Below are 14,895 nucleotides of genomic sequence, written 5' to 3'. Positions count from 1 at the left end.
GGCCTGATCGGCCTCGTCCTCAAACGCCGGACGGGCTGAAAGATGCCGGACGGGCTGAGAGATCCTCCCCGGTCGGGGTTCCGGGGCTCTAGTCCGGCAGCATCGGATAGCTTCCCGTGTTTGTCGGGGCGTGTTCCGGGAGCCACAGGACGGCGACCGCACCCTCGGCGGGGACGTCGTCCGGGGCGCCGGGGGGCAGGACGTTGCGGAAGGTCAGCCGGGCGCCGAGGACTCGGGCCTGGCCGGCTGCGATGGTGAGGCCGAGGCCGTGGCCGTAGCCCGCGCGGTCGGGGCTGCCGGTGCGGAAGCGGCGGGGGCCGTCGACGAGGAGCGCGGCCGGGAAGCCGGGGCCGTGATCGCGTACGCGGATGACGCGGCCCTCGACGGTCACCTGGACGGGCGGCTTGCCGTGCCGGGCCGCGTTGGCGAGGAGGTTGAACAGGACGCGCTCCAGGCGGCGCGGGTCGGTCGTGACCTCCGACTCGTGCACGACGCGTACGTCGATGTCCGCGTCCTTGGCCGTCACCCGCCGCGACACGAACTCGCCGAGCAGGATGTCCTGCAACTCGGCCCGCTCGGAGGCGCCGTCGAGCCGCGCGACCTCCAGGACGTCCTCGACAAGGGTGCGCATGGCCTGGGCGCGGTCGCGGACGAGCTCGGTCGGCCGGCCCGGGGGCAGCAGTTCCGCCGCGGTCAGCAGCCCCGTCACCGGTGTACGCAGCTCGTGCGCGATGTCGGCGGTCACCCGGCGCTCGGCCTCGATGCGCTGCTGGAGCGTGTCCGCCATCGCGTCCACCGCCCGTGCCAGGTCGTCGGTCTCGTCGCGCAGGAACCCGCCGATGGAGTCCCCCACCCGGACCTCGGTGTCGCCCGAGGCGACCTGGTTCGCCGCGGCGGCGGCCTTGCGCAGCCGGTGCGACAACTGGCCGCCGATGAGTACGCCGAGCGCGCTGCCGCCGAAGACGACGGCGATCGAGCCGATGAGCAGCGCCTGGTCGAGGTCGGACATGACATCGCTGTTGCGGTCGGTGAAACCCGTGTGGAGCGAGAGGACGCGGCCGTCCTTGAGCGGTACGGCGGCCCAGATGTCGGGCACGCCGCTGGGGCCGTTGGACACGTAGGTCGCCCGCCGCCCCTGCGTGACCTTCTCCAGCAGGGCCGCCGGGATGGACGGGTCATCGACCTCGACCCCGAAGGCCAGCGTCCGCCCCGACTCGTACATGCGCTGTGCGACCTGGAGGCGCTCGTCCGCCAGATCGCGCGAGTTGTCGAGCATCGACACCTGCGCCGCGTTGTGCACGACCAGGCTCAGTGCGATCGCGACCAGCGCGCCGACGAGCGCGATCGCGGCGCTGAGCTTCCATCGGATGCCGGTGCGGATGCCAGTGCGGATGCCCATGCCCATGCCCGTGCCGTCGCTCGTTGCCCGGGCCGTTCTCTCCCGCACCCGGCGGCTGAATATGCCCCGCATACCCCTGCTCAGGCCTTCAACTTGTAGCCGAAGCCGCGGACCGTCTCGATCCGGTCCTGGCCGATCTTCGTACGCAGCCGCTGCACATGGACGTCGACGACGCGGGTGTCACCGCCCCAGCCGTAGTCCCACACGCGTTCGAGCAGTTTGTCGCGGCTCAGGACGGTGCCAGGCGCCGACGAGAACTCCAGGAGCAGCCGCATCTCGGTGGGCGTCAGCGCCACCGGCGTACCGCCCCTGCGGACCTCCATGCCCTCGGTGTCGATCTCCAGATCACCGTGGCCGAAGGAGAGCACACTGCCGTCGGCCGATGAGTGCCCCTCCGCGGCCGCGCTGTTCGCCGGACCGCTCGCGTGCCCGAAGCGGCGCAGCACCGCGCGGATACGGGCGACCAGGACGGCGCCGTCGAACGGCTTGGTCACGTAGTCGTCGGCGCCCGCCTCCAGTCCCAGGACGACGTCGATCGAGTCGGCGCGCGCGGACAGCATGATCACGGGGACCGTCGACTCGTCACGGATACGGCGGCACAGGCTGACGCCGTCGAGTCCGGGCACCATGACGTCCAGGAGCGCGATGTCGGGGCGGTTCGCGCGGAACGCCTCCAGGCCCGACAGACCGTCCGGCATCGCGGTGACCGCGAAACCGTCCCGCTCCAGCGCCAGCTGGGTGGCCTCACGGATGACGTCGTCGTCCTCGACGAACAGGACGTGGGTCTGCTCCGAAATCCGATGCTCTGCCGACCGATGCTCCGCCATCCGGTGCTCTGCCGACCGATGCTCCGCCATCCGATGCTCCGACATCCGGTGTTCTGCCATCCGAGGCTCTGCCATCCCTTGATCTCAGTGGTCGTTCTCAGTTGTCGGACGCGGGGGTGGGCGCTTCCGCGCCGCCCGCCGCCTTGCTGTAGTCGTTGTGGATCCGGGACTCCTCCGCGAAGTGGGTCGCCGACCAGGCGTAGGTGATCACTTCTTCGCTGGAGGGATACGACATCGGGTCGCCCTTCGCGTACAGCTGCTGGGTGACCACCAGGTCACCCCGGTCGATCTCGGCGTAGACCGGAGGTTCCTCGGCCTTGAAGACGTTCTCGTACCTGCCGTCCTTCTCGCGGTACACATACGAGCCGACGCCGACGGCATCGGCGCAGGTCATCACGTTGACCACGACGTCGTTCGCGGTTCCGCCGGTCAGTTTCCCGTACGACACGTCGACCGGGTACTCGTCGGCGACGCACGGCTTCAGGGCGTTCTTGACCGCCGGGCTGACCTCCGGGTCGTTCTTGACGAGCTTGACCGCGTCCACGCGCTGGGGTGCCTTCGTGGCGGAGGCGGCGGGGGTCTGCGCGGTGCTGGGCACAGCGGCTTCGCTGCCCGCAGGGCCCTCGTCGCGGGCTCCGGTGCCGCCCGTCGCGCAGGCGGTCAGGAAAAGGCCGAGGGCGGCGAACGCGGCCACCGCCGCACTCCCCGCCTTCACAGCCTGCCGGGCCGACCGGGGTGACCGGATTGAGCCGGCCCGTCCGGACTGCCTGGCCCGGTTTTCTACGCCGCGCAACGCTCCCGCCCCTCACTCACTTCGAGCGCGCGTGCGCCGCGCTCCTCGTGGTCCCGGTTCTCCAGCTCCTCGCGGAGCCGGGCCAGGGCCCGGTGCAGCGTGCTCTTGACCGTACCGGCCGACATGCCGAGGGCGGCGGCCGTCTCCTCCGTGGACATCTGCTCCCAGTGTCGCAGCACCACGACACTGCGCTGCTTGGGAGCCAGCACCTTCATGATGTCCATCAGCAGGGCGCGGTCCGCGTGCTGCTCGGTGGAGTCGTCGACGCAGGCGTCCGGAAGCTGCTCGGTCGGTACCTCTTCGAGCTTCCGGGCGCGCCACCACTCGGTCCGCGTGTTGATCATCACACGCCGCAGGTAGGCATCGGCCAGCCGCTTGTCAGCGATGCCGTCCCAGCGGCCGTACGTCCGCACGAGCGCGGTCTGCAGCAGGTCCTGGGCGTCGACCGGGTCGGGGACCAGGCGGCGGGCACTGCGCAGCAGCGCGTCCTGCCGAGTGCGGACGTACTCCTCGAATTCGAGCACCTCGCCGTGCGCCATGATCAACCGCCTCCATCCCCGTTTCCGGCCTGTCGGCTGTCGCCGGCCACCGGTTGTCCGTTGCCTGAGATGAAGCTACGGAGGGGTTGTCACGGGCCTGTGCAAGACAGCATGCGGAGAACGCTCGGCTGTCCGTCAGTTGTGTAACGGAAGTAGGGCATGGGTAAGACGGGGTGCCGGTATGTCCAGGTTGAGATTGTTTTGCCGTACCGACTGCGTCAGTTACGTCAAGGGGAGCTGATACAGACCACCCGGAAGCGGCTCCACGAGCCCGTCGGCGACGAGGCCGTCGAGGGCGCGGGCCCGCTGCACCGCCTCGCCCCATACGCGGTCCAGGACGGACTGCGGAACCGGGGTGACGGCCTCCCGGAGTACGGCGAGAAGCTTGCCGCGGACCTGGCGGTCGGTACCGGCGTACGTCTGACCGCGCCGCGGCGGCCCCTCGTGCTCGGGCTTCCCGGCCAGGCGCCACGCGCACCGCGCCGCGATCGGGCAACGGTCACAGGACTCGTTCTTCGCCGTGCAGACGAGTGCGCCCAGCTCCATCGAGGCGGCGGCCCAGCGCGCGGCGGTCCGCTCGCTGTCGGGCAGCAGCGCGCGGGCGAGCTTGCGCTCGGCCGCCGTCGTCGCGTTCGGCGGGTACCGCACACCGGTGACCGCGCGCGCGAAGACCCGTCGTACGTTCGTGTCCAGGACGGCGTGCCGCCGGCCGTACGCGAATGACGCCACCGCCGCCGCCGTGTACTCGCCGATACCGGGCAGGGCGAGCAACTGCGTGTGCTCCGCCGGTACGTCGCCGCCGTGCCGTTCCGTTATGGCCACCGCGGCGCCGTGCAGACGCAGTGCGCGGCGGGGGTAGCCGAGGCGTCCCCAGGCGCGGACCGCCTCGCCCGGCGGCTCCTTGGCCAGGTCGGCGGGACGGGGCCAGCGGGACAGCCACTGTTCGTACACGGGCAGCACCCGGTTCACCGGCGTCTGCTGCAGCATGAACTCGCTGACCATCACCCCCCAGGGGCCGGCGTCTTCGCGGCGCCACGGGAGGTCACGGGCGTGCGCGTCGAACCAGGCGATGACCGGGGTGTGGAGGGTCTCGCCCGGCGAGGGGGTGGCAGTGGCGGGCTGGGGCGTGGGTTTGGTGGGTGCAGTCATGACGGGGTCGATCCTGCCATGTGGGGGCGTCCGGGGATGTCTGCTGGTGCCGGTCGGGTGGGTTGGGTTTTCGCCCCTGCCGCCCCTGCCCGCCCCTGCCCGTCCCATACCGGGGGGCTGCCGCCCCAGAGCCCCGCATCGGCCTGAACGGCCTCGTCCTCAAACGTCGGACGGCTGGAACGGGCGTAGCCCCGGAAGTACGGGACGCCTGGGGGCGGAGGGGGCGGAGGGCACGGAGGGGGCGAAAAAACCCAACCCCGGTGCCCCGTAAGCACGTAGCCCGGAATGATGATCCGGAAAAGTTGCGCCAGGGCGGCGGGTGGGGGCGAGCGCCGACGCGGATCTCTCGTACAGTTTGCGCCGTGGGATCACTGCGCAATCCGGTCGGGCCGCTTCCCTCCACCATCTACTGGCGTCGGAGGGCCGTTCTGCTGTCTCTGCTCGCCCTGTTGGCGCTGCTGACCGTGTGGGTGGTCGGCTCCGGCGGTGGAGGCGGGTCGAACAACGGCGACGGGTCCAACGGAAAGAATCCGGTGCCCTCGACGATCACTCCCGGCCCGTCCGGCTCAGGTCCCGCGATCAGTGAAAACCCGGGCGGGCGCGAGGAGTCGACCGCCGGCACCGGTGGGAGCGGCTCGGACGACGGGTCCGGGGACGGTTCAGGTTCCGGTTCCAGCGCCGGGTCCACCGCAGGTTCCGGGGACTCAGGCGGGAGCGACGGCCCCGGTACCGGAACCGACGACGGCTCCAACGGCTCCGGAGGATCGGCCGATCAGCTTCCGGCCGGTTCCACTCTCCCCAACTGCACCGCGAGCGCCGTCAAGTTGACGCTGCGCAGCGTGCGCAACAGCTACGCACCCGGCGAGAAGCCGACGTTCGAGCTCACCGCCAAGAACTCCTCGGGCAGCGACTGCAAGGTCGACCTCGGCCCGAAGGGCGCCGTCGTGACGATCACCCAGGCCGGGAGCGACGACGACATCTGGTCCTCCGGTGACTGCCCGACGGGTTCCGGCAGTCTCCTCTTCCGTGTCACCGCGAACGGGCAGGTGACCCGCACGGTGGAGTGGGACCGCAAGGCCAGCGCCCCCGAGTGCGCCACGCCGCCCGCGATTTCGGCGACCGCGGGCACGTATCTGGTGGAGGCGCAGGCGCCGGGACTGACGAAGGCGCAGACGTCGTTCGTGCTTTCCAAGGACTGAACGCTGAACACAGCTGGAGCTGAGACACCTCAGAGGCGGGCTCAGCCGGCCCCCTGAGCAGCCGACCGGCCCCGGCCGACTACATCAGACGTACCGATCAGACGTACCGATCAGACGTACCGATCAGAGGTACCGATCAGACGTACCGCTCCAGAATCGACGACTCCGCCAGCCGCGAAAGACCTTCCCGGACACTGCGCGCCCGCGCCTCACCCACACCGTCGACCGTCTGAAGGTCGTCGACGCTGGCGGCGAGGAGCTTCTGCAGGCCCCCGAAGTGCTCCACCAGGCGGTCGATGATCGCGCCGGGCAGGCGGGGCACCTTGGCGAGCAGACGGTAGCCGCGCGGGGAGACGGCGGAGTCCAGCGCCTCGGGGGAGCCGGTGTAGCCCAACGCCCGCGCCACGGTGGAGAGTTCGAGCAGCTCGGCGTGGCTGAGCGCGTTGAGCTCGAAGAGCGCCTCGTCGACCGTGCGGGAGCGCTTGGCGGTCGGCTCGGGTACGTAGTCCCGTACGACGAGTTCGCGCTCGGGCTCGACGCCGGCGATCAACTCGTCGAGCTGGAGGGCGAGAAGGCGTCCGTCGGTGCCCAGCTCCACCACGTACTCGGCGATCTCGGTGGCGATCCGGCGCACCATCTCCAGCCGCTGGGCCACCGCCGAGACATCGCGGACCGTCACCAGGTCCTCGATCTCCAGGGCCGACAGGGTGCCCGCGACCTCGTCGAGGCGGAGCTTGTAGCGCTCCAGGGTCGCGAGGGCCTGGTTGGCGCGGGAGAGGATTGCCGAGGAGTCCTCGAGGACGCGCCGCTGGCCGTCCACGTAAAGGGCGATGAGGCGCATCGACTGGGAGACGGAGACGACCGTGAAGTCGACCTCCTTGCTCACCCGGTCCGCGGTGCGGTGCCGCGTGCCCGTCTCCTCCGTCGGGATGGTCGGGTCGGGCACCAGCTGGACGCCTGCCCGGAGGATCTTGGTGATGTCCTTGTCGATCACGATGCCGCCGTCGAGCTTGCACAGCTCACGCAGTCGCGTCGAGGTGAACTCGACATCCAGGACGAATCCACCCGTACACATCGATTCGACGGTTTTGTCCCACCCGAGCACGATGAGTCCGCCCGTGTTGCCGCGGAGGATCCGCTCGAGTCCGTCACGCAGTGCCGTGCCGGGTGCCACGGCGCTCAGGGCGGCGCGCATCAGGCCATCGGCACCGGAGCTCCCACCGGACTTTCCGGGAGCTGCTGCCCGGTCGTTGGCTGCCACTGCACTCCTCCGGTCGCGGGTTTCCGGTCGCCCTCAGTTCGTCACGACGGGCAAGACCAGGGCAAAGTCTACCGGCGAGCTTCCTCCTCCCGTGGGGCCTCTCGACGACGGGAGCGCGGGAGGACGCTCAGCGCGGCCCCCATGTCGGCGACTTCCACGACCTTCATACCGGGAGGGATCTTGCCGGGGTCGCTCGGCACGAGAGCGTGCGTGAAGCCCAGCCGGTGGGCTTCCGCGAGCCGGCGCTGCACGCCCGTGACCCGTCTGACCTCGCCCGCGAGCCCCACTTCGCCGATCGCCACGAGGTTCTTGGGGAGCGGGGTGTCGCTCGCCGCGGAGGCCAGGGCGAGCGCGATCGCGAGGTCCGCGGCCGGCTCGGAGAGCTTCACGCCGCCGACCGTCGCCGAGTAGATGTCCCGCTTCCCGAGGGCGGTGATCCGGCCGCGCTGTTCCAGGACGGCGAGCATCATCGAGACGCGTGAGGTCTCCAGACCGGAGGTGGTGCGACGGGGGGAGGGGATCTGTGAGTCGACCGTGAGCGCCTGCACTTCGGCGACCAAGGGGCGGCGGCCCTCCAGAGTGACCGTCAGACAGGTGCCGGGGACCGCCTCCGCGCGACGGGTCAGGAAGAGGCCGCTGGGGTCGGCGAGGCCCGTGATGCCCTCGTCGTGCAGCTCGAAGCAGCCGACCTCGTCCGTCGTCCCGTAACGGTTCTTGACCCCTCGGACGAGCCTGAGGCGCGCGTGCCGGTCGCCCTCGAAGCTCAGGACGACGTCCACCAGGTGTTCGAGGAGGCGGGGGCCCGCGATCGCGCCGTCCTTGGTGACATGGCCGACCAGGAGGGTGGACATACCGCGCTCCTTGGAGACCCGGATGAGCGCACCGGCGACCTCCCTGACCTGGGCCATGCCGCCCGGTGCGCCGTCGATCTCCGGGGAGGCGATGGTCTGTACGGAGTCCAGGATGAGCAGGGACGGCTTCACCGCGTCCAAGTGGCCGAGAACGGCGGCCAGATCGGTCTCGGCGGCGAGGTACAGGTGGTCGTCGATCGCCTTGATGCGGTCGGCGCGGAGCCGCACCTGACTGGCCGACTCCTCGCCCGTCACATACAGCGTGCGGTGTTCGTCGCTTGCCGCCTTCGCCGCCACGTCCAGCAGCAGCGTGGACTTGCCGACGCCCGGCTCACCCGCGATGAGGACGACCGCGCCGGGGACCAGACCGCCGCCCAGGACGCGGTCCAGCTCGGGGACACCGGTGCTGCGCGCCGTGGCCTGGCGGCCGTCGACCTGCCCGATGGGCACGGCGGACGTGGTGACCCGGCCAGGAGCCGTCGTACGGACAGGAGGCGCGCCGTACTCCTCGACCGTCCCCCAAGCCTGGCACTCGGAGCAACGGCCGAGCCACTTGGCCGTCTGCCAGCCGCACTCGGTGCAGCGGTAGGACGGCCGGTCCTTCGCGGATTTTGTACGGGCAGCCATGCACCGAACCGTAGCCGAGCCGACTGACAGCGCGGTCGGCACTGTGCACAAAGGTATCCGGAAGCGTGCCTGGGCCCCACTCCGTTCTCGCCTGGGGCGCTCTTGGTCCCCATCCCGGTCTCGCCCGGGGTGTGCCTGGCACATACCTGGCACCTGCCGGGCACGCGCCCCCCGTATGGCATTGCCATCGCCCGCCGTGACGGTGTAGGCCACGGAATCGGAGGTTCCTGCCCCCTAATGAGGGATCGTTTCACCCGTACGGATTAAATGTGCTCAAGGGGGAGGAAGGGGCCACCGATTGGCACCTACGGTCGCACGGGTGATGAGCAGCAGTCAGGAGACCTCCACGCACACCACCGGCGCACACCGGGCGCACGGAGACGCGCGCAAGCGGGCGGCCGCGCCCCGTGGCGCGTCGACCCGCACCACCATGGCTCAGCGCCCGCCCGAGCGCTACGAGCCCTACCTGGACGGCCTGTTCACCTACTGCCTGTCCGTCCTGTGCGACCACGACGCGGCCACCGCCGCCCTGGGCGACGTTCTCGCGCTGGCCGAACGCCGGGGCACGCGCGCTCCGGGAGCCCCGGGCGACCGCAGGGCCTGGCTGTACGCCCTGGCGCGCTGGGCCTGCCTGCGCGAACTCGCCGAAACGAGACGCAGGCGTCAGGCGGCGCACGCTTCCGGCCGGGGGCGCGCAAGCCACAAGAGCGCCCCCAAGAGCGACCCCAAGTCCGCGCGCAGGACGGCGCAGGAGACGGCGTACACGCCGGCGGACAAGGACGCCGCGGACCGGCGTGCGGCAGAAGCCCTGAGCGCCCCCGCGTCCGCTCCCGCCTCCGCGTCCGGCTCGATGACCGGCGCCGTGCCCGAAGAGACCCAGGCACAGCGTCGCCGCGAACTCGCCCTGCTGGCCTGGCCGGAGGCCGCCGGCACCACCCCGGAGCAGCGGGAGGCGCTCGAACTCGCCGTACGCCACCAACTCGCCGCCCACGAGGTCGCCGCTGTCCTCGGCATGGATCTCGCTTCCGCGCGCGAGCTGCTCGGCTCCGCCGCCTGCGAGGTCGAACGCACCCGCGCCGCGCTCGCCGTCGTGGAGACCGGCACCTGCCCGAGCGTCGCCCGCCTCACCGGCGACCACCAGCTCGTGCTCGGCACCGCCCTGCGCCGGGAGCTGGTCCGGCATGTCGACGACTGCCCCCGCTGCCGCCGTACCGCCGAGCGCGCGGTCGTCGGCTCCTGGCCCGGCACCAGCGTCACGCCCGCCGCGCTGCCCGTCCTGGAGGCCCCGCGCGCGGCCCTGCACGTCGCGATGGCGCATGTCCCACGCGCGCGGGGCGGCGCTCCGCGCTTCGACCGGCGCGGTTTCCCGATGGACCCCAAGGACCGTGCCGCGCGAAGGGATCGCCTACGCGCGCGTGCCGTGACGACCACTGTCGTCGCCACCGTCGTCGCCGCCCCCGTACTCGCCCTCTGGGCGGCCTACCGGGGCGCGCCCCTCACCGGCGAGGGCGCGGACGGCCGCTCGATCACCGCGACCGAGGAGCAGGGCGCCAACGAGCTCGACGGCATCGGCGACGGGGCGGGCGGCTACGAGAACGCCGGCAACGCCAGTACCAAACCCGACAGCCCCTTCACCAAGGGCAGCCAGTCGCCCGACGTCTCCGTGGAGGTCATCGGCGCCCCCGGGAGCAGCCCGGCGCCGGGAGCGGGACAGCTCTCCGTGGAAGCCGGCAGCAGCGGCGACACGACCCTCATCACACTGACGGCGTCCGGAGGTTCACCGGTTCACTGGTCCGCGTACACCGGCGCCCACTGGCTCTATCTGAGCCAGTCCGCGGGAACCCTAGACCCGGGCGAATCGTTGACGATCAAGGTGTACGTCGACCATCTGCGCGAGCCGGTGGGCCCCTGGACCGCACAGGTGTCGATCGCGCCGACGGGCGCCCTGGTCACGATCGGGGGGTATGGGAACGCGCGCCCGACCCACCCCGGCCCGCGCCCCAGCGACCCGACCCCGTCCGACCCCGACCCCACCCCGAGCGACCCGAGTCCCTCCGACCCGGATCCCACGCCCAGCGACCCGGCTCCGTCCGACCCCCCGTCCACGCCCACGCCGACCCCCACGGACTCGACGCCGTCCGATCCGGAGGGCTCGACCCCGCCGCCCGGCAACAGCGGCGACCCGAGCCCGTCCTCGTAACCGTCATGTCTAGTCTCAGGTGATGGCTGACGTTCTGGTCCCAGGTGATGCTTGACGGTGGGCCTAGACAACATCGGAATCTTCGTAGGGTTTGTTCGCCTTCACGTGCCGGACGGGAATGTCGGTGGTGCGCTTGATGACCCGGACCTGGCCGTCCAGTTCGACGGTCAGGGTCGACTCCGCGACATACACGGTCACGGTCTGTCCCGCGTACGTCCGCCCGAGCGAGACGACCTGCCGACAGACCATGACCGTGCCGGCCGCGCTGACCCGCCGCTGCACCCGCACCGGCTCGACGCCCGGACGCGGCGGCGGCCCGGCCGGACGCGGCGGCGGCCCGGCCGGACGCAGTCCCCGCAGTCGACGGACTTCCTCACTGTTCAGCGGGTTGGGCCGCACCCGCAGCAGCTCCCGCGAGGACAGGTCGAAGAACGACAGCGTGTCGTCGTCGATCCGGATGCCCACCTGGCGGCCGCCCAGGATCTCCGCCGCCAGCACCTGATGCCCGCCCAGGCCCACCAGCCCGCCGTTGTTCACCACCCGGTCCACCTCGAACGCCGCCGCATCACCGGCCGGCAGCGGAGACGGTCCGCCCGCACGTCCTCCCCGGGCCGCCAGCACCACAAGATCAGAGACCGACAGGTGCGAACGCACCGTCTTGATCCGAGCCCCGGCAACCAGCAGATGGATCACCGAGGTATCGGCCCAGAACGTCACCGTCAGCCCCGAGCGGGCCGGACCGAGCCAGAACTGCTTGCCCGCAACCTGCAGATTCCCACTCGCAGGCACCACCCGCTCAAACTCCACCGCCCCACCGTGCTCCACCGGCACCGGCACCGGCACCGGCATCGCCTCAGGCGGATCCGCAGGACCATCGGACACCACATCGTCAGGATCTGGATTCACAGGCGCCGTCCGTTGCTGCGGCACCAACGCCAGCACCCCAGGCACCCGCACACCCAGCACGCCCCGCTCCTGCTCAGCAACCGGTGTGAACCGGTCCGCCGGCGACTGCATGTCCAGCGCCTGATGCGGACGGACGGAGTTGTACTCCTGAATCCACTCATCCAGTGCGGCCTGCGCCGCCTCGATGCTCTCGAACGCACCGCAGTCGTCAAGGAGTTCACGCCGCAGCGTCTGATGGAACCGCTCCACCTTGCCCGTCGTGGTCGGCGACGCCGGCTGCGTCAGCCGGTGCGCGATCCCGTTCTCCCGGCAGATCCGGTCGAACAACACCTCACCACCCTGCCCGAACCGGTCGGTGAACTGCTTGCCGTTGTCAGTCAGCACCTCCTCCGGCACCCCGAACACCTGCAACGCCCGCGCGAACGCCGCACACACCGCCCGCCCCGTCGCACGCTCCACCACCGACGCGATCACGCAGTACCGGGAATGATCATCCACCCCGGTCACGACCTTCGCCTCGGACAACTCCCCCGTCAGCCGGTCGACGAGCATCACACCACCGACGATGTCCATCTGCCACAACTGCATCGGCGCATCCCGCTGCCAGCGCTTGTAATCCGACCGCTTCCGACGCCGCACCCCCGGCACCACCAGGCCATGCCTCACCAAGATCCGATACACCGTCATCCGCGACGGCACCGGATCCACCGCCCCCGCCCGCTCCAGCACATGAGCGATCCGCCGCGGACCCCACCGAGGATGCTCACGCCGCAACTCACACACAGCCGCCTCCACCTCGGCAGACGCCTGATGCGGACACGAGGCCGGCCTACGAGAACGGTCTGCCAGCCCCGACAGCCCCGAGGCCTCATACCGGGATTTCCACCCGCTCACCGTCTGCCGCGAAACGCCCAGCTGAGCGGCGATCTCCGTCACCGTCGCCCCCGCCAGCACCGCAAGCACAGCCCGGTATCTCTGCTCGACAACCGACAACTCCACCAGAGCCAATCCCGGCCTCCCCACACGCGCCACAACAACGCGCACAGCAAAGCCGATCACGGCCACCGTCAACCATCAGCTGGGATCGAAGTGTCAAGCATCTCCCGGGACCGGACATCCTCGTAACCGTCAGGTACGCCAGTACCTCAGTGGACCGGGTCCGGCCGGATGCGGATATTCGGTTACCTCAGTGGACCGGGTCGGCCGGATGGGGAGCCAGCAGGGGCAACTGCGAGGCCAGCCTCTCCTCGCAGAGCTCGACCAGCCGGTCGTACCCCTCCTTGCCCATCAGCTCGACGAGCTCCGGGCGGTACGAGACGTACACCGGGTCGCCCGCGCCGTGCGCCGAGGTCGCCGACGTGCACCACCAGTGCAGGTCATGGCCGCCCGGACCCCAGCCGCGCCGGTCGTACTCACCGATGGACACCTGGAGCACGCGGGTGTCGTCGGGCCGGTCGATCCACTCGTACGTCCGTCGCACGGGCAGCTGCCAGCAGACGTCCGGCTTGGTCTCCAGCGGCTCGCGGCCCTCCTTCACGGCGAGGATGTGCAGCGAGCAGCCCGCGCCACCCGCGAAGCCGGGGCGGTTCTGGAAGATGCAGGACCCCTTGTACGGGCGGGTCTGCCGCTCGCCATCCTCGTCCTCCGAGACCCAGCCGGTCTTCGTCCCCACGCCATGGTGCTGCCAGACGTCCGGGGTGAGCCTCGCCACATGTCCGGCCACCCGCTTCTCGTCGTCCTCGTCCGAGAAGTGTGCCCCGAGCGTGCAGCAGCCGTCGTCGGCGCGGCCCGCCTGGATGCCCTGGCAGCCGCTTCCGAAGATGCAGTTCCAGCGAGAGGTCAGCCATGTCAGATCGCACCGGAAGATCTGCTCGCCGTCGGCGGGATCCGGAAACTCCACCCACGCGCGAGCGAAGTCGAGGCCCTTCTCGTCACTCCTGTCCGGAGACTTCGTGGACTTGGTGGCCTTCGCCTGCGAAGGACCCTTGGCCGACTTGTCGGGCTTCGCCTTTTTCGTCTTTGGCACCCGTCCAGGGTAAGTCGCCCAAGCCCGCTCCGGGGACGCCCCGCCCGGCGCCCGACCGCCGCCTTTCACCGAGGCTGTCCGCCCCGCCCCACTTGAAGGGCCGGACTCGCAGTAGCGTTCCGTATATGAGACTCGGTGTCCTCGATGTGGGTTCGAACACGGTGCATCTGCTGGTGGTGGACGCACACCCCGGCGCCCGGCCGCTACCCGCGCATTCGCACAAGGCCGATTTGCGGCTCGCCCAACTGCTCGACGCGAGCGGGGCGATCGACCCCGAAGGCGTCGACAAACTGATCGAGACGGTCAAGGTCGCGCTGGAGTCCGCCGAGGACAAGGGCGTCGAGGCCCTGCTGCCGTTCGCGACCTCCGCGGTGCGCGAGGCCAGCAACGCCGACGACGTACTCACCCGGGTCCAGGCCGAGACCGGCGTCGAACTCCAGGTCCTGACCGGTGCGGAGGAGGCCCGGCTCACCTTCCTCGCGGCCCGCCGCTGGTTCGGCTGGTCGGCGGGCAAGCTCCTCGTCCTCGACATCGGCGGCGGCTCCCTGGAGATCGGCTACGGCATAGACGAGGAGCCGGACGCCGCGGTGTCACTGCCGCTGGGCGCGGGTCGGCTGACCGCGGGCTGGCTGCCGAACGACCCCGCCGACCCCGCCGACGTCAGGGCGCTGCGCCGTCATGTGCGCGCCGAGATCGCCCGTACGGTCGGGGAGTTCAGCCGCATCGGGGCCCCCGACCACGTGGTCGCCACCTCCAAGACCTTCCGGCAGCTCGCCCGTATCGCCGGCGCCGCCCGCTCCGCCGACGGCCTCTACGTCCAGCGCGAGCTCAAGCGCCGGTCCCTCCAGGACTGGGTACCGCGCCTCGCCGCAATGACCGCCGAGGAACGCGCCGAACTCCCCGGCGTCTCCGAGGGCCGCGCGAGCCAACTCCTCGCCGGCGCGCTGGTCGCCGAGGCGGCCATGGACCTCTTCGGCGTCGAAACCCTGGAAATCTGCCCCTGGGCCCTCCGGGAGGGCGTAATCCTGCGACGCCTCGACCAGATGGCGTCGGAGTAGACCAACCTGGACGGGGTCGCGTCCTGGTAGGGGCGCGGGGAACTGCGCGCCCAGCCACAA

12 protein-coding genes are annotated in these 14,895 nt (G+C 70.8%); 3 read left to right on the top strand and 9 right to left on the bottom strand.

What is annotated here, in order from left to right; all coding sequences use genetic code 11:
* Positions 1-88 precede the first annotated feature (88 nt).
* From cseC to ACFWP7_RS39290, 5 genes are all read right to left on the bottom strand, one after another.
* On the bottom strand, positions 89-1,471 hold the full coding sequence (gene cseC, locus ACFWP7_RS39310; RefSeq protein WP_384392298.1) for a two-component system sensor histidine kinase CseC: 1,383 nt from the start codon (positions 1,469-1,471) through the stop codon (positions 89-91).
* Positions 1,472-1,479: 8 nt separating this feature from the next.
* Complete coding sequence (cseB, locus tag ACFWP7_RS39305) at positions 1,480-2,196, bottom strand: two-component system response regulator CseB (RefSeq protein WP_384392304.1); 717 nt, start codon at positions 2,194-2,196, stop codon at positions 1,480-1,482.
* Positions 2,197-2,323: 127 nt separating this feature from the next.
* On the bottom strand, positions 2,324-2,920 hold the full coding sequence (locus ACFWP7_RS39300) for a hypothetical protein (protein WP_384392295.1): 597 nt from the start codon (positions 2,918-2,920) through the stop codon (positions 2,324-2,326).
* 86 nt (positions 2,921-3,006) lie between these two features.
* Positions 3,007-3,558, bottom strand: a complete 552-nt coding sequence (locus tag ACFWP7_RS39295; protein WP_384392292.1) for a SigE family RNA polymerase sigma factor — start codon at positions 3,556-3,558, stop codon at positions 3,007-3,009.
* 222 nt (positions 3,559-3,780) lie between these two features.
* The gene (locus tag ACFWP7_RS39290; RefSeq protein WP_384392289.1) at positions 3,781-4,707 is read right to left on the bottom strand and encodes an A/G-specific adenine glycosylase; all 927 of its coding nucleotides are present in this window, start codon (positions 4,705-4,707) and stop codon (positions 3,781-3,783) included.
* A 362-nt stretch (positions 4,708-5,069) separates the two neighbouring features.
* On the opposite strand from ACFWP7_RS39290, the gene ACFWP7_RS39285 reads away from it, so the two are divergent.
* Positions 5,070-5,906, top strand: a complete 837-nt coding sequence (locus tag ACFWP7_RS39285) for a hypothetical protein (protein ID WP_384392286.1) — start codon at positions 5,070-5,072, stop codon at positions 5,904-5,906.
* A 136-nt stretch (positions 5,907-6,042) separates the two neighbouring features.
* Here the strand turns inward: ACFWP7_RS39285 and disA are convergent, their stop codons facing one another.
* Together disA and radA are read right to left on the bottom strand one after the other, a co-directional pair.
* The gene (disA, locus tag ACFWP7_RS39280) at positions 6,043-7,167 is read right to left on the bottom strand and encodes a DNA integrity scanning diadenylate cyclase DisA (protein WP_384392283.1); all 1,125 of its coding nucleotides are present in this window, start codon (positions 7,165-7,167) and stop codon (positions 6,043-6,045) included.
* A gap of 68 nt (positions 7,168-7,235) precedes the next feature.
* Positions 7,236-8,645 (bottom strand): DNA repair protein RadA, encoded by a 1,410-nt coding sequence (radA, locus tag ACFWP7_RS39275; protein ID WP_384392281.1) that lies wholly within the window; start codon positions 8,643-8,645, stop codon positions 7,236-7,238.
* 319 nt (positions 8,646-8,964) lie between these two features.
* Here radA and ACFWP7_RS39270 point away from each other — a divergent pair, with 319 nt between their 5' ends.
* Positions 8,965-10,845 carry a hypothetical protein gene (locus ACFWP7_RS39270; protein WP_384392278.1) on the top strand — a complete coding sequence of 627 codons (1,881 nt, stop codon included), beginning with the start codon at positions 8,965-8,967 and terminating at the stop codon, positions 10,843-10,845.
* A 63-nt stretch (positions 10,846-10,908) separates the two neighbouring features.
* On the opposite strand, the gene ACFWP7_RS39265 is transcribed toward ACFWP7_RS39270, so the two are convergent.
* Positions 10,909-12,744, bottom strand: a complete 1,836-nt coding sequence (locus ACFWP7_RS39265) for an IS481 family transposase (protein ID WP_384392301.1) — start codon at positions 12,742-12,744, stop codon at positions 10,909-10,911.
* A 193-nt stretch (positions 12,745-12,937) separates the two neighbouring features.
* Complete coding sequence (locus ACFWP7_RS39260; RefSeq protein ID WP_384392275.1) at positions 12,938-13,777, bottom strand: hypothetical protein; 840 nt, start codon at positions 13,775-13,777, stop codon at positions 12,938-12,940.
* A 125-nt stretch (positions 13,778-13,902) separates the two neighbouring features.
* Between ACFWP7_RS39260 and ACFWP7_RS39255 the strand changes: the two genes are divergently transcribed.
* A complete protein-coding gene (locus ACFWP7_RS39255) occupies positions 13,903-14,835 on the top strand; it encodes a Ppx/GppA family phosphatase (protein ID WP_384392272.1) in 933 nt (310 codons plus the stop codon).
* Positions 14,836-14,895 lie beyond the last annotated feature (60 nt).

Origin of the sequence: Streptomyces sp. NPDC058470, from assembly GCF_042721055.1 — a bacterium.
Lineage (GTDB): Bacteria > Actinomycetota > Actinomycetes > Streptomycetales > Streptomycetaceae > Streptomyces.
The sequence above is the reverse complement of the archived record's forward strand: the minus strand, read 5'-3'. Positions and strand labels throughout refer to the sequence as shown.